The organism is Paenibacillus sp. J22P169 (assembly GCF_059691995.1).
The window spans coordinates 336,356-359,258 of the sequence record NZ_JCAUAO010000001.1 but is presented as its reverse complement, the minus strand read 5'-3'; the positions used below and the strand labels follow the sequence as shown (position 1 = coordinate 359,258).

At 47.6% G+C, this 22,903-nt stretch carries 22 protein-coding genes; all 22 read right to left on the bottom strand.

The window, feature by feature from the left end; genetic code table 11:
• Window positions 1-51 precede the first annotated feature (51 nt).
• Window positions 52-348, bottom strand: a complete 297-nt coding sequence (locus AC58QG_RS01800) for a hypothetical protein (RefSeq protein WP_497360182.1) — start codon at window positions 346-348, stop codon at window positions 52-54.
• Window positions 317-931 (bottom strand): DUF3990 domain-containing protein, encoded by a 615-nt coding sequence (locus AC58QG_RS01795; protein ID WP_497360180.1) that lies wholly within the window; start codon window positions 929-931, stop codon window positions 317-319. The genes AC58QG_RS01800 and AC58QG_RS01795 overlap by 32 nt, the downstream gene beginning before the upstream one ends.
• Before the next feature lie 38 nt (window positions 932-969).
• A complete protein-coding gene (locus AC58QG_RS01790; RefSeq protein WP_497360178.1) occupies window positions 970-1,953 on the bottom strand; it encodes an aldo/keto reductase in 984 nt (327 codons plus the stop codon).
• A 158-nt stretch (window positions 1,954-2,111) separates the two neighbouring features.
• On the bottom strand, window positions 2,112-2,495 hold the full coding sequence (locus tag AC58QG_RS01785) for a GIY-YIG nuclease family protein (protein ID WP_497360176.1): 384 nt from the start codon (window positions 2,493-2,495) through the stop codon (window positions 2,112-2,114).
• Window positions 2,496-2,500: 5 nt separating this feature from the next.
• Window positions 2,501-2,983, bottom strand: a complete 483-nt coding sequence (locus tag AC58QG_RS01780; protein ID WP_477593919.1) for a DUF6530 family protein — start codon at window positions 2,981-2,983, stop codon at window positions 2,501-2,503.
• 252 nt (window positions 2,984-3,235) lie between these two features.
• Complete coding sequence (locus tag AC58QG_RS01775; protein WP_497360174.1) at window positions 3,236-3,691, bottom strand: GNAT family N-acetyltransferase; 456 nt, start codon at window positions 3,689-3,691, stop codon at window positions 3,236-3,238.
• A 32-nt stretch (window positions 3,692-3,723) separates the two neighbouring features.
• The gene (locus tag AC58QG_RS01770) at window positions 3,724-4,281 is read right to left on the bottom strand and encodes a DEAD/DEAH box helicase family protein (protein ID WP_497360172.1); all 558 of its coding nucleotides are present in this window, start codon (window positions 4,279-4,281) and stop codon (window positions 3,724-3,726) included.
• 173 nt (window positions 4,282-4,454) lie between these two features.
• Window positions 4,455-4,715 carry a hypothetical protein gene (locus AC58QG_RS01765; RefSeq protein ID WP_056625290.1) on the bottom strand — a complete coding sequence of 87 codons (261 nt, stop codon included), beginning with the start codon at window positions 4,713-4,715 and terminating at the stop codon, window positions 4,455-4,457.
• Window positions 4,712-5,104 (bottom strand): DUF1871 family protein, encoded by a 393-nt coding sequence (locus tag AC58QG_RS01760; RefSeq protein WP_497360170.1) that lies wholly within the window; start codon window positions 5,102-5,104, stop codon window positions 4,712-4,714. Before AC58QG_RS01760 ends, AC58QG_RS01765 begins: the two co-directional genes overlap by 4 nt.
• 124 nt (window positions 5,105-5,228) lie before the next feature.
• Entirely contained in the window at window positions 5,229-5,654 is a 426-nt protein-coding gene (locus tag AC58QG_RS01755; protein WP_497360168.1) for an HIT family protein, read from the bottom strand.
• A 142-nt stretch (window positions 5,655-5,796) separates the two neighbouring features.
• Complete coding sequence (locus AC58QG_RS01750; protein WP_497360166.1) at window positions 5,797-6,651, bottom strand: 3-hydroxybutyryl-CoA dehydrogenase; 855 nt, start codon at window positions 6,649-6,651, stop codon at window positions 5,797-5,799.
• A gap of 70 nt (window positions 6,652-6,721) precedes the next feature.
• Window positions 6,722-7,888, bottom strand: coding sequence for an acetyl-CoA C-acetyltransferase (locus AC58QG_RS01745; RefSeq protein WP_497360164.1), 1,167 nt, complete (start codon window positions 7,886-7,888; stop codon window positions 6,722-6,724).
• Between the two features lie 24 nt (window positions 7,889-7,912).
• Window positions 7,913-9,061: an acyl-CoA dehydrogenase family protein gene (locus AC58QG_RS01740; protein WP_497360162.1), complete on the bottom strand. Its 1,149-nt coding sequence runs from the start codon at window positions 9,059-9,061 to the stop codon at window positions 7,913-7,915.
• A gap of 30 nt (window positions 9,062-9,091) precedes the next feature.
• Window positions 9,092-10,000, bottom strand: coding sequence for a methylisocitrate lyase (gene prpB, locus AC58QG_RS01735; RefSeq protein WP_497360160.1), 909 nt, complete (start codon window positions 9,998-10,000; stop codon window positions 9,092-9,094).
• Between the two features lie 37 nt (window positions 10,001-10,037).
• Entirely contained in the window at window positions 10,038-11,486 is a 1,449-nt protein-coding gene (locus AC58QG_RS01730) for a bifunctional 2-methylcitrate dehydratase/aconitate hydratase (protein ID WP_497360158.1), read from the bottom strand.
• On the bottom strand, window positions 11,483-12,634 hold the full coding sequence (gene mmgD / locus AC58QG_RS01725; protein ID WP_497360156.1) for a citrate synthase: 1,152 nt from the start codon (window positions 12,632-12,634) through the stop codon (window positions 11,483-11,485). The genes AC58QG_RS01730 and mmgD overlap by 4 nt, the downstream gene beginning before the upstream one ends.
• 17 nt (window positions 12,635-12,651) lie before the next feature.
• Window positions 12,652-13,785, bottom strand: coding sequence for an acyl-CoA dehydrogenase family protein (locus AC58QG_RS01720; protein WP_497360154.1), 1,134 nt, complete (start codon window positions 13,783-13,785; stop codon window positions 12,652-12,654).
• 1,009 nt (window positions 13,786-14,794) lie between these two features.
• A complete protein-coding gene (locus AC58QG_RS01715) occupies window positions 14,795-16,741 on the bottom strand; it encodes an ATP-dependent DNA helicase (protein WP_497360152.1) in 1,947 nt (648 codons plus the stop codon).
• 132 nt (window positions 16,742-16,873) lie between these two features.
• On the bottom strand, window positions 16,874-17,752 hold the full coding sequence (locus AC58QG_RS01710) for a radical SAM/SPASM domain-containing protein (protein ID WP_057315601.1): 879 nt from the start codon (window positions 17,750-17,752) through the stop codon (window positions 16,874-16,876).
• Between the two features lie 84 nt (window positions 17,753-17,836).
• Window positions 17,837-18,631: a lipid II flippase Amj family protein gene (locus AC58QG_RS01705; RefSeq protein WP_497360149.1), complete on the bottom strand. Its 795-nt coding sequence runs from the start codon at window positions 18,629-18,631 to the stop codon at window positions 17,837-17,839.
• 660 nt (window positions 18,632-19,291) lie between these two features.
• Window positions 19,292-21,136 carry an ABC transporter ATP-binding protein gene (locus tag AC58QG_RS01700; RefSeq protein ID WP_497360147.1) on the bottom strand — a complete coding sequence of 615 codons (1,845 nt, stop codon included), beginning with the start codon at window positions 21,134-21,136 and terminating at the stop codon, window positions 19,292-19,294.
• Complete coding sequence (locus AC58QG_RS01695) at window positions 21,133-22,896, bottom strand: ABC transporter ATP-binding protein (protein ID WP_497360145.1); 1,764 nt, start codon at window positions 22,894-22,896, stop codon at window positions 21,133-21,135. The genes AC58QG_RS01700 and AC58QG_RS01695 overlap by 4 nt, the downstream gene beginning before the upstream one ends.
• Window positions 22,897-22,903 lie beyond the last annotated feature (7 nt).

The window sequence follows — 22,903 nt, the reverse complement described above, 5'->3', positions numbered from 1 at the left end:
GAATGGTCACAAAAAAAGCTCAACCGTAGGATGAGCTTCTAATCTAATTATTTAACGTACATGCACGTGCAATCGTCCCTCTAGATGCAGGATGCCTTTATCCTGAACGGCTTCCTTCGCGATCACATTAATCCGCTTCAACCACTCTTCTGGCTTACAATTGATGGTTGTCGCTTGAACTAACCGCTCCGCATGATCATAACAGGTGTCATAGCCACCTAATTTACGAATGACCTCCGCATAATCGACAACAAGCTTCCGAGCACCTTGCGGGGTGTAACCGAAACTCTGAACAAGTGCATCAACGATTCCGCGTTCATACAGATTCAGCCGAACTTGTGTTTTCATAGTAGATCCACCTGCCTCCCGTAAAAATGTTATAACCAACGAAACGAAGGGATGCCTCCCATTTCTCTGAGGAGAAAACCACTTGATTGCCAAGTCGTAAAGCATCTAATTTCCGACCGCGCGTGGTTCGTAAAATTTGATCATAAAACCAATGTACATCTTTATTTAATTGTACTGCTTCTTCAATAATTCGTCCAGTATCACCATCCGCCATTGGACCTATAATTATATCCGGATGCTTGTGACATGGGTCAACTTCTCCCTTTTTCATGACACTTCGATGGGACATCACAAATTCCGCCCATGCTAAGGAATCACTTAGAAAAATAAGAGGCTCCATCTTCGCAGGAATCGCGATCAACTCAATTTCAAGTACACAAGGGTGTTCATGCCCCATAACGGATCGAGCCGCTGCTTTGCGCGCCCAATTCCGCGCCTGCGCTGCTGAGATCGTTGTATAAAATCCTTCGCCGAAATCCCGGCCAGGCCGCCAATATCTGCTATCCAATAATTTATCTTGAAAAAGGTTGACGAGATTGTCCGTCGTTCCATGATATAAACGTTGTGGTGTTATTATATCCATTTCGCTTCCTCCTGAAACCCCATTCCCTTCTAATTAGGCTAGTAAGCGCCCCGAATATGTTCGTGTACTTGAGTCGCATAGAAACTCTGCAAACGCGCTTGCTCTTCCGCAGTAAAAGCAGGTACTTCAAGGGTTGCCAAATTATCTTCAATTTGCCTTACGTTTTTAAAGCCAGGGATGATACAAGTGATGTTCGGATTCTCTAGAATCCAACGCATCGAAGCACGCGCCATGTTGCCACGACCCTCGCCGATCCAAGCCAGCTCCTTCGCAAGCTCAACGCCTTTCGTAAATGGCAGCCCTGCGAACGTTTCACCAACGTTAAATTGGTCGCCGTTGGCATTGAAATTCCGGTGATCATCTGCCGCAAATGTACTGGTCGCTGTGAATTTCCCGGTTAATAAGCCACTTGCCAGCGGAAGACGTACAAGAACACCTACGCCTGCAGCTTTCGCTTGTGGGAAGAGTGCTTCAGCAGGCTTCTGACGGAACAAGTTAAAGATCACTTGCAGCGCTTTAACACCAGGAACAGTGAGACAGAACAGACCTTCCTCCACCGTTTCAACGCTCACGCCGTAGTGACGTATTTTTCCCTCAGCTTTCAATTTCTCAAGCACTTCGAAGACGGAACCGTCTTTCAAGATCGCAAGTGGCGGACAATGAATTTGGTAGAGGTCGATTCGCTCACGATTCAACCGTTTCAAGCTATTTTCAGCAAATTGGCGTACCGCTTGCTCCGAGTAGGTAGCAAGATCATGGATATCGCCAGAACGGCAAAACTTTGTCGCGATATGCACGTTATCTTCTTTCCCCTTCGTTGCTTTCGCGAGCAGCTCTTCCGCATGTCCGGAACCATACACATCTGCCGTATCAAAAAAGTTAACACCTGCATCCATCGCACGGTGTAACCCTCGAATGGATTCATCATCATTCGCCTCACCCCAGCCACCACCGATGGCCCAAGTCCCGAAGCTAACCTCACTAATTCTTAGTTCTGTATCACCAAGTTGACGGTATTTCATATCTTCCACTCCTTCTATGTAGGTCTCATCAAGATACTTCCAAAGATTTCATCTCTCACCATTTCGCCATAGGATAAGAGGAAACCTGCCTATTTATGCAAAAAAAAGGGAGTCCGCTAATAACGGAACCCCCTTGGTAGATGTAACAGAACGTAAGACTAGCGCTTGCGTTTATTATAGCCCTTCTCTTCGTACGGCTCTAGCTTCTCTAACCATAGTTCTAGCAACGCATCGACTTCGGCCCGATAGCTTTTCAGATCCGCGGCATCCAGCATGATTTCATCGCGTGGTTCGATGCGATCAAGTACTTCAAACACGAAGCAATCGCCTCCGAACGTTGCCCAATCCTTCTGGAGTTCATTGAAGGTATTGGTATTCATCTGCTTACAAAATTCAAGCCGATTCTTCATGCCATCTAAATCCATGCTGCTATTTACAAAGATTTTATCGTTTTGAGTATTGCGAATTTGATATACACCCATCGCACGAAAAGTTTGCTTATAGTTGGTAGCAAGCTCCTTCTTCTTTTGTTTGTCTAACATGATGATTAGTACCCCATTTCTTTTAAAATCCTAGAAAGCGTGCGTAACCGTTCCCCGATCAACTCTCCGTCATCACTCAATGCTTGGCTAAAGAGCTTGATATCTTCGTTGATTTTCTCATTATCTGTACATACGCCAACCGTCATAGCATCCCCTTGCAATCCTATTCGGTCAATAACGGGGTTTTCGGGATTATAGGAATTCTCATAACGATAAGCATCCTCTTGGAAATGCAGCTTCGTGCGACACACCAGAATGGCCAGATCTAACACACGATGCAAAGGCAGCTCTTCGGATTGGCGTGACCATTTCTCGCCGGTATAACGCCAGACTTTAGCAGAAATATCAACCTTCCCTCTGTCATTCCACTGTGCTAGGCCGAGGGAAAGTCCTTGCGTATCGGTGTTCTGTGTATATCTACCGTCAATATTGGCATAATTCTCGGCGACGATGACAGGTTTATGTTTAAGTGTTGTAGGTATTTTCATTGTGATTCCTCCAAATTTGAATAGAATTCAGACTAATTTCGGTTTATGGATTTTCTTTACTCCGATTTACTAATTTACTAAATTACTAAATAAACCGATGTCTGAAGTATACCTCAGCTTCTTTTTCAAGTCAATGAGTATACCTATTAGCAAGTTGGGAAATAATAAATAGACGCGAACGGCGTTACTTATACAGAAAACTCCCGCACTTAAGCCTTAACGGCACAGTTTACGGGAGTTTTCCTATTCCATTTATAAGTCCTGACTTAAACGAATCATGTCTCGACATTGAATGCCATTTTCGAAAATAGGCTCCTTATAATGTCTTGTAAAAAAATCAAGATCCACACCATAGATACGAAAACCGCACTTCTGATAGAGGCTTAGTTGCTGTACCCCTGAATTCCCCGTGCCAACCTCAATCGTCTGATAGTTTAACGTCCTTGCAGTCTCTACCGCGTGCTTGACTAGTTCTTTTCCATAGCCCCTGCCTTGTTTCTTCGTAATAACCGCAATGTTAACCAATTCAATTGTCTTCGGCCTCGTCGGCAGCAGCAAATAAGAACCGATGATTTCATTATTTTCTTCCAGCACGAAGCATTTACTTTGATAGACATAGGACTCAACCATCGCAAGTTCTGGATCAGCTAATAGAAACAAGTGAATCGGATATTCCTCTGTAAGCAGCAATTCTCTAATGTGTAACATCCTGGCAGCCTCCATCCTAATGGTGATGGGATTCAGAAATGAAACTTTTCTTTAATCATTGCAGCAACATCCTCTGGACTCAAATCCGCATTGTTGATTCGTAAGTAATGGTCTCTAGTGATTTCACCTTCGAGTGAGTTTAATCGATACTTTTCCATACTTGCGAGTAAATTCTGTTCTGATTGTGCCACGTCTCGTTTGGTAGGCTTATGCGCGAGTCGGTGGGGCGTTTTGTTGCGCTCTATCCTTTCATCCACGGGTGCTTCAAGTTCAACGAAATAGACTTCGCCTCCTTTGGATTCGAAAATCGAGCAGACTTTTTGCACATAGTCCCACTCCGCTTGCACATCCAAAGCCCATACGTACGTGAAAATTAAGCCATACAGCTCACTTTTCGAGACAGCCTCAAAAATCTCACAACGAAATAAATCAACTAACCGCCAAGTTTCTGCGGAATACCCGAATAATGGATGAACAAGATCAATCGTCATATGATTATGGAAAAGCTTCAATTCGGTTATTTTTTCAAGCGCGTGGCCGACTGTCATTTTACCAACAGCTTGCGGACCGAATACGAGTACAAATTTCATGGCTGCACCTCACTAGAATTCATCCCACACTCTTATTTTATCATGCTCACAGCCCATTTATTTGGAGAAAATAAGTAGTATTCAATTTTTCCGTGTAAGGCCGGCTTAGCCAGGTGAGAAATTTCGATTTTATCGACATAACAAAAAAACGGCCGCCCAAAGGCAGCCGTGACTTAATTATACGTAATTTTCAAGCCTAATTCAGCGGCACGCACGAGTGCGGCGTCTGAGAATTTCGGCTTTTTGTATTTGACCTCGAACTCTTCCTTAGTAAGCGGCGTCCAGTTGAAATCGCGATTCTGGTACACCCATGTTTTCGTTCCCCAATCCACATGAATGGTACGACTTGCTACCTTTTTCACAACACCAATTTCAAGAATAACACCTGTTTTGCCAAAAAACTTTGCACAATACTTCCCTACCATTTCACTCACAATTCTTCCTCATTTCCACTAGTCAAATCACGCAGGATGGCAATTGCGATCTCAAATGTCTCCTCATCGGATAGAAACTCTTCCAAGAAAGATTTCCTGAAAATCTGTTGGATCGCTTGTCCCAACCCCGCAACGCTCATATCATCCAAATGCTTAGTTATATAAATGGTTACGCTACGAGCTTCACCATCGTACTCATCCTCTAGACTTCCACTCTCAAGCAATTGCATGGGATCCCACTGATCCAGATGATACTTCACAACGGCTATGATGGGTGAAGGATCAAACGGAAGGGATGCTAAGTACGTATTTTCTTTCCTTATTTCATTCTTTATGCACCAAAGCATATAATTCATCTTGGTCTCATTCGATACGGCTCGAAATTTCACAGAGAATGCCTCCTTTGTTGAACACCAGCTTGGCCTGCTGCTTCCTTGAGAATCAGATCAATCCGCTGCGGTGTTGCCCCATAGCAGTTTATCATGTTACCAAAGGGATGCCAACTTTTTATAATTAATCACCTAAATCATTAATGGCATTAATCATATCTTTTCTTGTCTCTGCCAACCGATTTCGATTGTTATTTCGATCCTCAGGCTCCAACCAACCGAATCCATCCCCTTCATATCTTGGGAAAACGTGCACATGTACATGGCCTAAATCGTTAAATGTACCACCATTTTGGAGAATCGTGATGCCGTCTGGTTGATAGAGCTTTTTAATCAAACGAGACATTCGCATGGAAGCATGAAGCATAGCTGCTGCAACCTCTTCCCCCAATTCCTCCATTTCAGCAACATGACGCTTAGGAAGCAGAAGAACATGCCCTTCATTTAAGGGTGCAATATCTAAGATAGCCGTCAACCACTCATTCTCGTACACCACGTGCGCATCAACTTGTCCGTTCGCCAACTGACATCCTAAGCAAGCATTCTCCATCGGTCGTATCCATCCTTTCTGATCACAATCTATATCTTTTCGCTGCTTAAATATTCCATTCTCCCCCTGATATTCCCTTCAAGAACAAAAAAACAGCCCCTCCTCAGAGTGACTGCATATCCCTTATCTTTTAGCAAAACAATCAACTTGAATACGTATAAAATCCTTGCCCTGACTTGCGTCCAAGGCGCCCCGCCCTCACATATTTTCTAAGAAGCGGACACGGGCGATACTTAGAGTCCTTGAATCCCTCATAGAGGATCTCCATGATTGATAAACAGGTGTCCAGACCAATTAGATCGGCTAGCTCTAAGGGCCCCATTGGATGGTTCATCCCGAGCTTCATCACCTTATCTACAGCTTCCACCGTTGCTACACCTTCATAAACTGTAAATACGGCTTCATTGATCATTGGCATGAGAATGCGATTCGAAACGAACCCAGGGAAATCCTGCACCTCCACCGGCGTTTTTCCAAGCTCCTGACTAAGCTGAAAGATTGCTTCAAATACGACTTGTGAGGTCTCGAGACCACGAATGATTTCTATAAGCGGCATCACGGGCACCGGATTCATGAAATGCATCCCGATGACCTGTGATGGACGTGTGGTTGCCGCAGCAATCTCAGTAATCGGCAAGGATGACGTATTCGTTGCCAATATTACATGCGGCGAACAGATCCCGTCCAGCTTCTGAAAAAGTGCTGTTTTCCAGGCCATATTTTCGGATATCGCCTCGATTACAAGATCCACTTGCGCAGCCTCGTCAATGACTTCCGCAGGCTGAATACGACTAAGTATCCCCTCCTTCGCTTCCTCCGTCAACTTGCTCTTCGCTACTCGCCGATCAAGTTGTTGACGGATGCCCAATAGGCCCTTGTCGATCAGGTGCGTGGAAAGATCGTGCCAGAGCACCGTACGCCCTGCAGCTGCAGCAACTTGAGCTATTCCGCTTCCCATCTGCCCTGCGCCTACAACCATAATGGTTTGAATAGACATGGTATATCGCTCCTACGGCTTCATTCAATCGAAATTCTTCAACAGCGGCTTTCTTTCTATCCCTTATCCCTTAATCCACACGCAGCAGGATCGCGTCGCCTTGCGCCGTTCCGCTGCATATCGCAGCAATCCCATAACCACCGCCAATTCTACGAAGCTCATGAATTAGTGTTAGAATAATTCGCGTGCCGCTCGCACCAATTGGATGACCGAGCGCAATTGCACCGCCGTTGACATTGACCCGCTGCGTGTCCCAGCCTAATAAACTTTCGCAAGTGAGCACGACAGCGGCAAAAGCTTCATTCACCTCGAATCGATCCATTTGATCCAGCTTCATTCCCGTTTGCTGCAGCAGCTTCCGAATCGCCAAAGCGGGAGTTGTCGCGATATAAGGCGCTCGCTCACCGACATTGGCGTGACCAATAATTGTCGCAATAGGTAGAATACCTTGAGCTAAGGCGGCCTCCTTGGCCATAACAACCAAAGCAGCTGCTCCATCATTCACGCCAGGGGCATTCCCCGCTGTAATACTCCCTTGTTTATCGAATACTGGCGTTAATGCGGCGAGCTTAGGCAAGCTCGTGTCCATACGCGGCCCCTCATCGTGATTCACTACGTTCGTACCCACAAGGACAGGTGCAATTTCCTCTGCAAAATATCCTTTAGACATCGCTTGTAAGGCTAATTGATGACTGCGCAAAGCCCACTCGTCCTGCTCCAGGCGTCCAATACTGAACTCAGCAGCAACGCGACTTCCATGGACAACCATATGCACATGGTCGAATGGGCATGTCAGACCATCATGAATCATAAGATCAATAAGTCGTTGCTCGCCCATTCGTGCGCCCCAACGCGCATGCGTTGCCAGATATGGTGCCGAGCTCATGCTCTCCATGCCGCCAGCTACGAGAGTTGACGCATCGCCTGCACGGATGATTTGGTCAGCCATGGTCACACTTCGCATGCCTGAGGCGCACACTTTGTTGATCGTCTCTGACGTGACATTCCACGCAAGTCCCGCTCTGTGCGCCGCCTGACGGGAAGGAATTTGTCCTGCACCTCCTTGCAGCACCATGCCCATCAGGACTTCATCAATTGACGAAGGATCCAGAGACGCTCGTCGTATGGCTTCTTTAATGACGATCCCACCCAATTCAACAGCTGGAACCTCCTTAAGTGAACCGCCGAACTTGCCAAATGGGGTTCTCGCACCGCCAACGATGACACTTTCTCTCATACACCTCGCCCTCCAGTCCTCATCTCACTCCTTCTTCAACAAGCGAACAATCGCTCTCCGCTGCTCTTCCATTGTGGCTTCAACCATCTGGAGCATTTTCGCATCTCGTAAGTACCTTTCAACTGGAAATGCCTTCGTATACCCATAGCCGCCAAGAATTTGAACGGCTTCAATGGCTACTGCCATCACCGTATCCCCGGCGAAAAGATTGGCATACAGCAAATCGCCACCACCATCTCCACCTTGACTCTCGCGCCATGCGGCTTGATACGTGAGCAATCGGGCTGCTTCGATTTGCGCAGCCATATTCGCAAGCTTAAAAGCGATAGCTTGCTGCTGCGCAATCGGCTTACCAAATTGCTTGCGCGTCTTCGCATAGGCAATAGCCACCTCCATGGCTGCTTGCGCGAGCCCAACTGCTAGTGCGGCAATGCCACTGCGGGCACTCTCCAACGTTCGCAAAGCAATCCGATGACCGTCTCCTTCCTCGCCAAGTCGATTCGTCACTGGAATACGGCAGTCCACAAGCTCAAACGACAGGCTAGGAGACCCTAGCGTGCCGAGTTTCTTTTCCTTTTTACCTAAAGTGAGCCCCGGTGTGCCTTTCTCAACAAGAAAAGCACTGCTCGCATGCGTCGTTAGATCATCCCCCATCGCTGCAAACACCACAAACACATCTGCTTCTCCCGCATTTGCAACAAAAGCCTTGGCTCCATTCAACACATAATCTTCTCCATCACGCAACGCTTTCGTAAGCAGTTCTACGCTCGAAGCACCCTTTGATTGTGCCATTTCTGACCAAGCAAATGCCCCAATCTTTCTCCCCTCACCCATCGGCCCCAGGAAGACCTTCTTCTGCTCCTCCGTGCCAAACATTGAAATCGCCGCACCTGCCATCGCGCTATGCACAAAAAGGGTATACCCCGTCGATGCGCACGCACGAGCCAACTCCTCCAAAACCAAACTATTCGTCAAAGCATCCGAGCCAAGTCCGCCATAGACCTCAGGAACAAGAATCCCAGTTAAGCCAAGCTCCCCCATACTCTCGAATAACAGGCGATCAAATCGCTCTTCTTCATCACGCAGCGCCGCCGTTGGCGCAACCTCCCCTGCCGCAAAATCGCGTACCATGCTGCGAATCATTTCCAATTCCTCTGAAAGGCTATAATCCATGTGGAGCCCTCCCTCAAGCCGCTTGCACTTTTAACTCTTATCCTCCCATGTTGATCGTGCAATAGAACCGTCCAAGGCCTCATAATCTTCATAACGAATCGCTTTATATAACTCGCTGCGCGTCTGCATGTCATCTAGTGATCCGATCTGCGTTCCTTGCTTACGAATTCCCTCAAATACCTGCTCATAAGCCTTAGCAGCGACACGAAGCGACGTAACTGGATAGAGAACCATCCGGAATCCCCAATTTTCAAATTGCGCTGCCGTATAGTAAGGTGTACGTCCAAATTCTGTCATATTAGCTAAAAGAGGTGCATCCACTTCCTTTCGAAAATGCTGAAAGTCCTCCTCGCTTTCAAGTGCTTCAGGGAAAATCGCGTCAGCTCCAGCGGCGATGTAATGCTTGGCACGGGTAATGGCTTCCGCCATACCTTCTACTCCTTTCGCATCCGTCCGTGCAAGGATATACAAAGTCGGGCTAACCGCTTTGAGCGTGCGGATTTTTTGACACATTTGCTCCGTAGAAATGAGCTTTTTACCGCTGAGATGGCCGCATTTCTTCGGCATCTCTTGGTCCTCAATTTGAACAGCGGCGACCTTCGCCTCTACCATCTCCTTCGCAGTTCGTGCGACATTCAGGATGCCGCCATATCCCGTATCAATATCCACCAATAACGGAAGTCCAGCTGCGCGGACCAGCTCACGTGCACGCTCAGCCACTTCATTGGAATAAATAAGCCCCAAATCAGGCAACCCTCTGCTGGCCGTATAGGCAGCACCTGATAGGTAAATGGCTTGAAATTGTGCCTGTTTGGCGATTCTAGCTGCCATGCCATCGTGGGTACCCACAATTTGGAGAATAGGACCCGCTTCGACTAAACGGCGCCATTGCGCAGCTAACTGCTCTTGACTTGGCTCCTCCTCAATCAGCCATGACATATTGACCTCCTACTTCATACAGCCGATTTGCAGACAATTAAATCACGAATAGTGACATATACGCAGGTACGGTTGTATGAATGAGCTTCTCGTAATCAAGCGATAGCTTCATAATTTCTTCCGTCTGTTTCCTTGGAAAACGCGTTTGTACATTCGCTTTAAACTTGTCGATCACCTTTGGCAACCCCTCAGCACGCCGCCGACGGTGTCCGATTGGATATTCACAGACGATTTTTTCCGTCGATGTTCCGTCCTTAAAGTAAATTTGGATGCTGTTCGCAATCGAGCGCTTATCTGGATCCAAATAATCCTTACTGTACTGCTCGTTCTCGACAACGACCATGCGCTCGCGAAGCGCATCAATTCGTGGGTCAGCAGCGATATCATCTTCGTAATGCTCGGCAGTTAACGTCCCATATAAGAGTCCTATGGCAACCATGTACTGGAGACAATGATCCCGATCTGCCGGATTATGCAGAGGACCTTTTTTATCAATAATACGTAAAGCTGATTTGTGAGTTGTTAACATAATTTTAGTTATGTCAACTATATGATCCTTAACACGTTCATGAAGTGTAAGTGCACACTCGACAGCAGTTTGAGCATGAAATTCCGCAGGAAACGAAATTTTGAATAAAATATGTTCCATCACATAACTACGCAGGGGGCGAGCGAGAGTTAAGGTTTTGCCCTCGAAGAGTACATCCTGAAAGCCCCAATTCGGCGCGGTCAACGCAGACGCATATCCCATCTCCCCGCCAACTGCCATTAACGCTATTCGAACCGCCCGACTCGTTGCATCCCCAGCTGCCCATGATTTCCTTGACCCTGTATTGGGCGCATGCCGATACGTTCGTAAACTCGCGCCATCAATCCACGCATTGGAGATCGCGTTGCAAACCTCCTCCTTCGTCCCTCCCAGCATGACCGTCGCCACTGCGGTTGAGGCAATTTTCACCAAATGGACATGATCCAAGCCAACAGCGTTCAAACTATTTTCCAAAGCAAGCACGCCTTGAATTTCATGGGCTTTGATTGCCATGGTTAAGACGTCTTTCATGGTGAATGGCGCTTGCCCCTCGGCTATACGCTTCCGACTCACATAGTCGGCAACAGCAAGGATACTTCCTAAATTGTCGGAGGGATGCCCCCATTCCGCCGCTAGCCACGTGTCGTTGTAATCGAGCCACCGAATCATGCACCCGATATTAAAGGCCGCTTGCACGGGATCCAATTCATATCGAGTTCCAGGTACACGCGCACCGCCTATGACCTCAGCACCGGGAACAATCGGACCGAGATGTTTCGTGCAAGCTGGAAAACGCAAAGCTAGTAATCCTGTTCCCAGAGAGTCCAATAGGACATGCTGCGCAATCTGATACGCTTCCTCACTTTCAATCTCAGCTTGAATAGCGTAATCCGCAATTTCTACAATGAGCGGGTCAAAAATCATCTCCCTCTGATTCGACTCACTAGACGTACTCATACGATCTCGTCCTCACTTTCGGAAAGACTTTGTGCCTGAGGCGGGTGTAAATCTCGCGCGCCGGTATAACGGACCCGAGGCCTGAAGAGACGATTGTTCGCATGCTGCTCCATCACATGTGCACTGATACCAAGCGTGCGCGCAGCAAGGAAAACAGGTGTAAACAGCTCAATGGGAATGCCCAGCAAGTAATAGACAGGGGCGGCATAGTAATCCAAATTGGGATGGAGACCTTTCTCTCTCCTCATGACGTCTTCCCCACGCACGCACATGTCGTATAGCTCCTGTTGATTACATGCTGGTGCGAGCTGCGCTAAGGCTTCCTTCATCAGAAGTGCGCGCGGATCAGGCTTACGCATGTAGACGCGATGCCCAAAGCCCATAATGCGCTCTTTCCGGGCAAGCTTAGAACGAATTAATGCTTCGAGATCATCTTCTGAACCCGCTTCAAGCAGCATGTGCATGACCGCTTCATTCGCTCCACCGTGCAAAGTGCCTTTGAGCGACGCAACCGCGCCAACAAGCGCACCATATAAATCAGATTGCGTAGAAGCGATCACGCGAGCCGTAAACGTTGAGTTCGGTAATTCATGTTCACTATACACAATGAGGGATTGATCAAAAATCGCTTCCTCCATCGGAGAAGGAATCGTTCCCGTGATCATGTACAAAAAGTTAGCTGTATAGGATAACTTAGACTCTGGCTCAATGAGCGGTTGCTTCGTAATTGCCCGATAGCCATAGGCGACAATTTGCGGCACTTTGGCTAATAGGCGTATCGCTTTACGTCCATTCGCTTCAGGTGATCGATCATCAAGCTCCTCATCAAAGCTCGCTAACGCGGAGATACTCGTTCGAAGCACATCCATCATGTCTGCCCGATCCGGCATCAAATGGAGCATCGCACGCACATTTGGAGGTAATCCATAGACCGCTTGAATCTGTGACTCAATCGCTTGGCGCCTCGTCTCATTCGGCAAATTACCCTCTAACAGCAACCCAACAACATCCAAATAGGTCATTTGCTCAGCAAGCTCCATCAGATCATACCCACGAATCACAATTTCTTCCTTCTCCACATCGAGATATGAAATGCTAGTCTCACTGGCTATCACATGCTCAAGTCCAGGCAAATAGTGATCACTCATGTTTTCGCTCTCCCTTCCTACGTACTTTCAGAAAGCAACAAACGCGAAATCACAATACGCTGAATTTCATTCGTCCCTTCATAAATTTGCGTCACTTTGGCATCTCGCAGATAACGCTCTACTTTTGACTCCTTCAGGCAACCCCATGCGCCACAGAGCTGGACAGCTCGCAAGCACACTTTAACAGCCGTATCACTGGCAAAAAGCTTCGCTATGGCAGCCTGCTTCCCATACGAGAGCCCTTGGCTTTTACGCCAAGCGGCTTGATAGGTCAGCAGCCTTGCGGCCTCAATGTGCGTGGCCATCTCGGAAATATGAGCTTCGAATAGCTCGCCGCTGCGCGAGCCAGATCCCGCTCCATAAGCAACGACAGCGTCCAAGGCTCCTTGGCCTATTCCCGTTGCTTGCGCAGCAATCCCAATCCTTCCGCCATCCAGACTTCGCATGGCAATTCGAAAACCTTCCCCTTCGGGACCTAGTCGGTTCTCCGCTGGCACGCTGCACCCCTCAAACCTCAACTCCATCGTTGTGGATGAGCGGATGCCTAGCTTTTTTTCCTTGGTACCGAAAATAAGCCCTCCCATCCCTTTTTCAACGATGAAGGCTGTGCAGCTCTTTTGCTTGTTCATTGCATCCGTTAACGCAAAAACGATATACACCTCCGCCTCCCCGCCATTCGTAACGAATAGCTTGGAGCCGTTAAGCTCATACGCATCTCCCACATTGGTAGCGGTCGTACGCATAGCTCCAGCGTCTGAGCCGGATTCGCTCTCCGTCAGACAGTAGGCGCCAAGCTTATGCCCTTGGGCCATTGGGAGCAAAAACCTTGCTTTCTGTACATCCGTCCCATACGTATGAATCGCCCAGCTGGCTAGCGACGTATGCACGGAGAGCATGACGCCTGTCGAAGCACACACACGGGAAAGCTCTTCAATCACCATCGCATAGGTTAGAAAATCAGCCCCTCTGCCACCAAATGCTTTTGGCCAGGGTATCCCGGCCCAGCCAAGTTCACCTAGGCTGTCGAAAATTCCACGATCAAATCGCTCATGTTCATCCCTTTCTGTTGAAGTTGGCTCCATTCGTGTGAGTGCGAATTCACGAACCTTCGTTCGCATATCTTGCTGATCAGGGGTATAAGAGAATTGCATGCGACGACCTCCTTCGACGTATTCATGCTGCTAACACCTGATTGGCCGAGGTTGATTGGGTCGATCGTACTTCTTTGGACAAGTTGTAAACGCTTTCAAATATATGTTATATATACACGCTTTTGTTAGGCAATAGACTGTTCATAGGTAAAAAATGATCAACTTGCTCTTCGAAAAGCGCTAGTGGGCGAAAATCGTTGCCGCTTGCACACTTGTGTGTTACATCTAGCTCTTTTTGCTTCATTCTCGTTTGTAAGTTACAACCACTTCTTACAGCTGATGACCGCTTGTATGCTACATCTACCTCCTGTCTCCTCATGACCGCTTGCTACATCTTCCTCCTATCTCCTCATACCGCTTGTATGCTATATCTAGCTCCTATCTCCTCATACCGCTTGTATGCTATATCTAGCTCCTATCTCCTCATGAACGCTTGTATGCTTCATCTACCTCCTATCTCCACATGACCGCTTGTATGCTTCATCTACCTCCTATTTCCTCATGACCGCTACATCTACCTCCAATCACCTCATGATCGCTACATCTACCTCCAATCACCTCATGATCGCTACATCTACCTCCAATCACCTCATGATCGCTTGTATGCTACATCTACCTCCTGTCTCCTCATGACCGCTTGTATGCTACATCTTCCTCCTATCTCCTCATAACCGCTTGCTAGTGGGTTTAACTGGAAATTATACAGTTATTTTAGCGAGATTCTCCATATGCGATCGATTAGATGGAAAATATGATGTTAATTTCGCGGATTTAGCCGTTTCTACCGATTTCGTCTCAAATTAACGTCAGAAAATCCAGTTAATTCGTATATAAATTCGAAAACTGCTGAAATAGCTGTACTATTTCCAATTAAAATATCTCAGAGAAGCTCATCACCCACAATAGCGTTCAATCAAGACAAAGCGGCGGTTTGAAAACAAACTAAAATGAAAAAGGGGCTAGACATAGTCTAACCCCCTGTATATATATTTGTTGATTTACTAATCGCCTACTCTGATTTCATCACAACGCCAGCTGGTAAAACCCGCTCCACATGCTCACGCAAGGAAGCATTCGTATGCAGCTCTTCACTGAAGATTGCAATAATCCCGCTATCTTCTCGCGTTCGGATCAGTCGGCCCATACCTTGACGCAGCCTTAGCAGCATGTACGGAATATCGACTTCTTCATAAGGTGAAGCTGCTGCCTCACGTTTGGCGTTAAACACTGGATCCTGCGGAGGAAACGGCAGCGCCCAGACAATCACATTCGAAAGTGATGGACCAGGAATATCCAGCCCCTCCCACAAGCTAACGGCAGCCAATACACTGTGTTCATTTTCTTGGAACGAAGCAATCACATGCGAGATTTCTTGATCTCCTTCATAGAAAAAGGTTAGATCCTTACAATCCGAACGGGATGACATCTCCGTTTTGAACCGTTGTAATTCCTGATGTGTCGGGAACAGAATCAGCGCTCTGCCTTCCGTTCTTTTCAACAAACTAACGGCTGAAGTCATCTTCTCTTGGAACGTTCCGCCTTCCGTGAAGCGCGGGGCAATGACTTCCATCCGTTCCGCATAGTCATACGGAGAATCTACGGAGAATGAGAGATATTTCTCCAAGCCTAAGCTATTCGCCACATAGTCGAAGCTGCCCTCCACCGAAAGTGTCGCCGAGGAGAACACAATCGGCATTTTAGATGAAAAGACGTGCTCCTTCAGCACTTCCTTCACCGTTCTTGGCATAATGACAAGACTGAGTCCAGTTATGCTTTCCGTCGCCCAGCAAATGAAAGAATGATCGTTGCGGAATAACGCAAGTGCCTTCTGCATCATCTCCAAATGCTCCTCGACAATCTTCAGCTGATAGTCATTGAGGGTAAACATTTCTCCTTCAAAGACGAGCTCCTCTTCAATCTCGGACAAAATATCACAGAATGTATGAATCTCTCTTTTCAAGAGATCACTCATGATAATTTGCTTACGATCAGAGCCTGCAATCGGGCGACAGGAGTTTTCCAGCACCTCAAACATACGTTCGCTCTGCTCAATTGCACGATCAATACAGACCGCTAAGGTTTCACGAACTTCCCCTTTTAGCAAACGAATAACCAATTCCTCGAACACCATATGCTTCAATTTATAGGTCAACGCTTTTTGTGCAGCGGATTCCATTAAATGTCCTTCATCAAATACGACGGTACAGTGATCTGGCAGCAATGGCAGCTGTCCTTCACGCTTTCTAGCATCGTATGTCCATACATGCTCCATGTAGAAATCATGCGAACATATGATTAAATCAGCTGACTTCCGGTAGGATTCACGGGATAAGGTTTGTCCACACCGATGGCGTTTATCACACACGAAGCAGTCTTGGTAAGCATCCCAGTTCATGCGGTGCCACTGCTCATCGTTCAGTTGCGAGTAGTTCTTGCGATCCCCGTATGCATAGAACGTTTGTAGGGCTTCACGTGTATGAACAAAATCAGGTAGACTCTCATAGACTTCACGGTATAGCCCAGTATCCTCGTGGCCGAATCTAGCTTCGTCCAGCTTGACCAAGCAAGCATATTGATCCGGTGACTTCGCGAGCCGTGCATCAATTTCCAAATTCAAATGACGAGAAATTTTGTCGATATCCCCGCCTGGTTTCACGAGCTGCTCAATGAGCGATTCATCGGCACAGGCGATAATAGCCGGTTTCTTCGTAAAGCGTGAATAACACAGCGCGTATAATAAATAGACCAACGTTTTGCCAGTCCCGACGCCAGCTTCCGCAAAAATCGTCTGTTTCTCCGCGTAAGCCCGCTCTAGCTGAAACGCCATGTAAATCTGTTCATCTCGAACTTCAAAGCCTGCTTCAGGCAAAATGTCATAGAAGATATCCGCAATCCAGTCGGACACCTGCTGCATATATGGCTGTGCATGATCATATGCAAATGGATAACGTCCCACGTTTGTGCCCCCAACCCATAGTTTGAATCAAACTTGTATTATCTCATGAATGTCTATTAAAAGCAAAAAATCGAGCAGTAAATGAAAAGCCCACTCCCACAGCATAGCCGCTGTCCGGAATGAGCCATCCTTTTACATACTAAAACGTTCGCGATAGCCGCATTTCCGACATAATTCCTCGACCACTTCTCGTCTGGAAAAGCCTTCAAACAAACGATTCGCACGTTCGCCCTCTACGATTTCGGAGAAGGGCGTGTGGTTAATGTTCCCCAGATTGATAACCCCTTCTCCATCCAAACAACATGGAATGACGGTTCCATCAACGAGAATACCCGCTTGATTGCGCAGGGCGTGACAGAAGCCAGGACCCTCAATCTCCTCCGCTTTCAAATCAGGCCACTGGAACTCGTGATCCTGATTCAGATAGACGCGATCAGCAAGCTTAACGCCAGTACCGCGGACGAATTTCTCATCGATTTTGTAATCAAGCTCGAACTCTTTCTCTAGCAATTCCAGCACTTCACGATTCCGATTCCGCTCCAAATTCGTCTGATTGTCCGTGTCCAAATTCCATAATCGGAAGGAAATAATGACATTCGATTTCGCGACGATTTCCTTGGCAAACCGCAGAATACTCGTCACATAACCTTCCTTATCCTCGGAACCTTCATGACCGTCAAAGCTATGCAAGGAGAAGTTCATTTGGCGAAGCGCCGGTTTATCCAGCAGCTTGTGCCTGTTTTTGTTAATGAGCGTCCCATTTGTTGTGATATTCACCTTGAAGCCCTTCTCGTGGCTCAGATCGAGCAGTTCATCAATTTTGGGATGGAGCAGCGGCTCCCCCTTCACATGCAGATAGATGTGATCCGTATGAGGCTTGATTTGGTCAAGGATATTCGTAAACGTATCTATTTTGATGAAATTCGCTTGACGCTTCGTCTGCGGACAGAATGTGCAAGCCAAATTGCATACGCTCGTAATTTCAATATAAAACTTCTTGAACTTCTTCATGTTCAGACTCCGTTTCTAGCTGCGCTACTATGATAGTGGCTATTATACCAAGCGAGGGCGATGAAAGAAAGGATTTCACCCACTTTAGAAAAACAATTGAACAATCCAGCCGATAAAATACGCTGACGGAACTAGAAAAACTTGAGCTAGAAGCGTTCCTAGGAAGCGTGTCGTCATGAGTAATGCGTAGATTTTGCCCAACTGCTTTCGCTGCTCCACATCGTGTAAGGCTTTGTCGGTTATGAGACCTAATTGTGGATCTATGAATATCGTTAGCAAAATAGTGGCAATCCCATTGATTAGACCAGAGGCTTGTGAGGCTGTCGTCGCGTGATCGGGCCATAAATGAGCCGCATACAGTGAGGCAAGAACACCTACGGAATAGAACGCCGTCACGACGATATTGATGAACAGAAACCGTTTGGATATACCTAGATAACGAAACTGACTTAGCTTCACCTTAGGCTTCTTGATATATTTGGTCGTGTTCTTGAGTTGTGAAATAGTGACATTCGTGAGCATCTTCGGCAGTGATCCTGCAAGCTCGAGACGAGCAATAACTCTAGCACTGATGTTGATAAAAGTAGGGAATAACGCGATAGCTATGATCGTCCCGATAGACGACGCCAACAATGATATGCGTAAATATCGCACCAAATCAAACGTAGGCTCGTGCTTGGCAAAATCCACAAAGTGCGCCGTCATAGGCGCCTGAATCAAGTTCGCTGTGCGCGAAACGAGCACGACGATGCCGACCAACGATAGCGCTACCGCGAGTTTGTTCACTCGGACACCTGCATAACGAATTGAGTACGAAAGCGTCTCTGCGGTGTGAATAATCATCGTTAATATGAAAACCAAAATGAGTGTGTTGATCATGCGCAGCTCTCATCCTTTTCATGAGTGATAGGTGCTAAAGCGAACGAAAACCCACCTGCTGTTGGTTGCATCGGGTGGGTTTCTTGAGGATTGGGTGAGGGATAATCTGTGTTCTACCCACTGATCGGAGGGTAGAGTGACCAATTGTAGCATGACGCCTGCTGGTCGGAGGTTCGAGCAATATATTCTAGCCTCGGTCCCCTTCGTTCGGTGGTACAATCGCAAATTCTAGCCTCGCGCCTCCTGGCCGGAGGTTGGGCGACATTTTCTAGCCTCAATTCCCTTCGTTCGGTGGAGCTGCCGGAAATAGATGGAAAACATGTAGTTAATTTCGTCGATTACACCGAACTGGACAATTTAGATGGAAAATATGTAGTTAATTTCACGGATCTCATCCTTATCAGCGAGTTCCGTTGAAATTAACTACAGGAAATCCAGTTAATTTGAATTTTGGTGAAAAATCGTGAAGATTAGCTGTAGTTTTTACAGTTAATTGATTTAATTTGTTTAAGTGTTTGGATGTTGATGATGTGTTTATTGGAGTTACGACAGACTAACTACGACAGTCTCCCCCTTGCTATGCTTATGTTTTACTATTCGTGACGCAGCTCGGATTTCCTTTATTGGTGATCGCGAAGCGCGCAGGAATACATCTAAGGGCTATGCCTTGCGGTCGTCCCCATACCATAGCTCACGGAATGTGGAACTGTGTCGCAGCAGCTCCTCCGACGTGCCCTCCGCTTCGATGTGGCCGTCTTTCATCACGATGATGTGATCGGCACGCGTCAGCGCGGTTTTGCGGTGCGAAACGACCAGACATGTCGCATCACTGCGACGCTCGAACATCCGCTCCCAGAGCTTCTGCTCCGTCTCGACGTCGAGCGCGCTCGACAGGTCGTCGAAGACATACAGCTCGGCGTCCCTCACGAGCATGCGGGCTGCGGCGGTCCGCTGCGCTTGGCCGCCGGAGAGCTTCACCCCGCGCGGGCCGATGACCGTGTCCAGCCCGCCAGGCAGCTGCGCGACGTCGTACTCGAGCACCGCCGCGTTCAAAGCTTGCTGCAAGCTGTCACCTTGCTCCGCCTGCCCGAGCAAAATATTATTGCGCAGCGTATCGCTGTACAACCGCGGCACCTGCGCGGTATAGGCGCTCTGCGGCGGTGTAAAGAAGGTGCCCGGGTCTTCGACGGGCACGCCATTCCACGCAATCGTTCCTTTCTCCTTGGGCAGCAGCCCAAGAAGGGAACGAACCAGCGTGGTTTTGCCAGAGCCGATCGTTCCCGTGATAACAGTGAACGATCCTCTTTGCATGGCGAAGTGAATGTCAGAGATCCCTCTACCCGTATCCGGGTAGGAGTAGCTGAGCCCATTCACTTCCAAGCGTTGCAGCGGAGGTGCAACGACGCTGTCGTTCGCTTGATCTAGATCTATCGCTTGATGACCTCGTTCTTTCGCTTGTTTTCGATCTTTCAATTCTTCTCGATCTATCGTCTTTCGGGCAACCACCCGCTCCTTCTTCAAATACAACGGCTTCACCATCGTCAACACTTTCGCCGACGCTCCTTGCAACAAGAAGGTCAGTCGCTCCAGTGAAACACTCATTTGCTTAAAGTAAGTAATAAACTTCCCGACATTCGTAATAAACTGCGTCACGAAGGTCAAATAGTAAACAAACAACGCTAAGTCCCCTACGGTGAAAGTCCCAGCTCTCATTTTCGTCCCTGCTAACAGAAGCAGTAATCCAGTACCCAAATTCACCGAATTGGAGAAGACGGAATCGAGCAGTTCACTCATCAGCCGATCCTTAAGCATCGCTTTTCTGCGATTGTCACCGAAGCTGCGAAACCGCTCCATCACTCGCTTCTCCGCACCAGCCACTTGAATGGCCTGCACATTGCCGAACATTTCGCTGATCTCCCCGGTTACCTTCGAAGTTGATTCTCTACTCGCCGCACGATATTTCTGCAATCGAACGGTTGCAAGTTGAGCCGCCGTGATAACGATAACGATTGGCATAAACACAAGCAGCGTCATTTGTGCGTCAATACGAATCAATATGTATCCGGACACGAGGGCGAAACACGTCATACCAAAAACATCAACCGACCAACTGGCCGCTTCCTCGGATTGATCCACATCGTCCCGGAAATGGCTGATTGCTTCCCCTGGTGATACAGGGATGGCTTGTGCACCAGGTTGCTTGAGAACATGCTCTAGCAAATTGCGGCGAAGCAACATCCCCATCCGAAAGCGAAAATGTACATCTGTAATGAATCCAATAACGATCAACAAGATTCGTCCCAGGGCTGCCCCGATCAGCAGTGCGATTAAGCCCCACACACCAAACTTTAAAGTGGCATTCCCCGTTAACGTATCGAAAAAAGCTTTTGTAATTAGACCCGGAGCAATCGGCGCCAAGTAAATGATTGTCCATGCTAGAGCATTAATGAAATACCGGAATGGCCGATACATAATAAGTCCTTTTAAATATTGAAACGTCGTCATGCCAACACCTCCTCTAACCCTGTCGCGAGCAATTGGCTGAAGCGGGAATTCGGGTCAGCAGCCAGAATTTCTCTTCGACCTGATTCCAACACACGCCCTCCATCCAAAATAACGATGTGATCTGCACGCTGTACAGTAGCAAGTCGATGGGCAATCATAATACAGGAGCGCTCAGTTAACAATTTGGAAACGGCTTTCTCCATACGCTGCTCAGTCAAAGGATCCAGACGCGATGAAGCTTCATCCATGATAACGAGTCCCGGATTCGTCAGGAATACACGTGCAAAAGCCAACAACTGCGCCTCCCCAGCAGATAAACTGCTTCCCCCCGATGCGAGCCCCGTATCCAGGCCATCTGGCATCGCTTCATACCAAGCACCTAGGCCAAGTTCATGAAGTACGGCAATAATCTGTTCATCACGAATCGACGCATCATAAAAGGTTAAATTATCGCGAATTGTCCCTTGGATGATTTCAATATTTTGGGTCACGAGCGCGACACGCTTACGCAGATCAGCTAGTCTACAAGCGCGAATGTCGGTTCCGCTGAGTGCAATCACACCGCTTTGCGGATCATAGAATCGTAATAATAACCTAGCAATCGTGGACTTCCCACTCCCTGTACGACCTAGCAATCCCAGCACTTCGCCAGGCTTCAACGTCATCGTCAGGTTATCAATCGTCGGCTGATCCTCGTCATAGCTAAATACGACATCCTTGAAATCAACCCCAAGCGGTCCATCTGGAAGCTGTGCCCCTGGTCCATCTTGTATCTTGGACTGAATCGCGAATAGCTCACGAATGCGGGAAATACTTGCGTCTGCTTTTTGCAAATCCTCCATTTGCGTCCGAATCTTTTCGATCGGCTTAGCAAGTAATTCCGTATAAAAGAAAATTAAATACACGGTTCCTAAGGAAATATGGTGGCCATGCCATAAGTAGGCGCTGATCCCAAACGCCATGGCATTCCCTAACGCGAAAACGAAGATCGACATGTTCCACATCGCGCAGAAACCAAGAAATGCTTTGACGCGTAACGGCAGCATTTTTCGGAGCATGGTATAGAAGCGATTCATCACGAAGCGTACCGCACCGTTGGCGCGAATATCCTCTGTCCCCTCCAAATGCTCACCGATAAACCCATAAAACTCAGCATTCGCCTGCCGCCACCCCGCCCAAACAGGTACAGCAAACTGACGAATCCACCCAATCATATAGATCGCGAAGACGACGAAAACAGCCATCCCCACACCAATTAACCAATTTTCACGAAATAAAAGGATCAGAATGCCTGCCATCAACAGCACATTCCCAAATAAATGAATGATCATACTGGAGAAGAAATTCGCAAGCGCATTCACATCTCCATCCACGCGTTCAATCAGCGAGCCAGACGTATGACTCTTATGAAAGGACATATCCAGCGATAGACAATGTGCCGCTAAATCGACGCGCAGCTTATTCGTTGTTTTCCAACCGACATTTTCACTGTAATAGGTCGCAATCACGGATACTAGCTGCTGCACCAGCGCAAAGCCAATAAATAGGATCGCCGCTGTAAAAAGTGGCTGCATCGCCCCCTGCGACTGTGCCGTATCAATAAAATAGCGGATAATTTGCGGATTAATCAGCTGCAGCCCAATGGACGCGAACAACAGGAGTGTCAGTCCGATCAGCGTCCCCTTCTGCGGAAACAAATAGCGGCCGAGCAGCTCGCGATATTGCCCCATGGAGTTGCTATTTTTTCGATTCTTCTTCATCGTAATG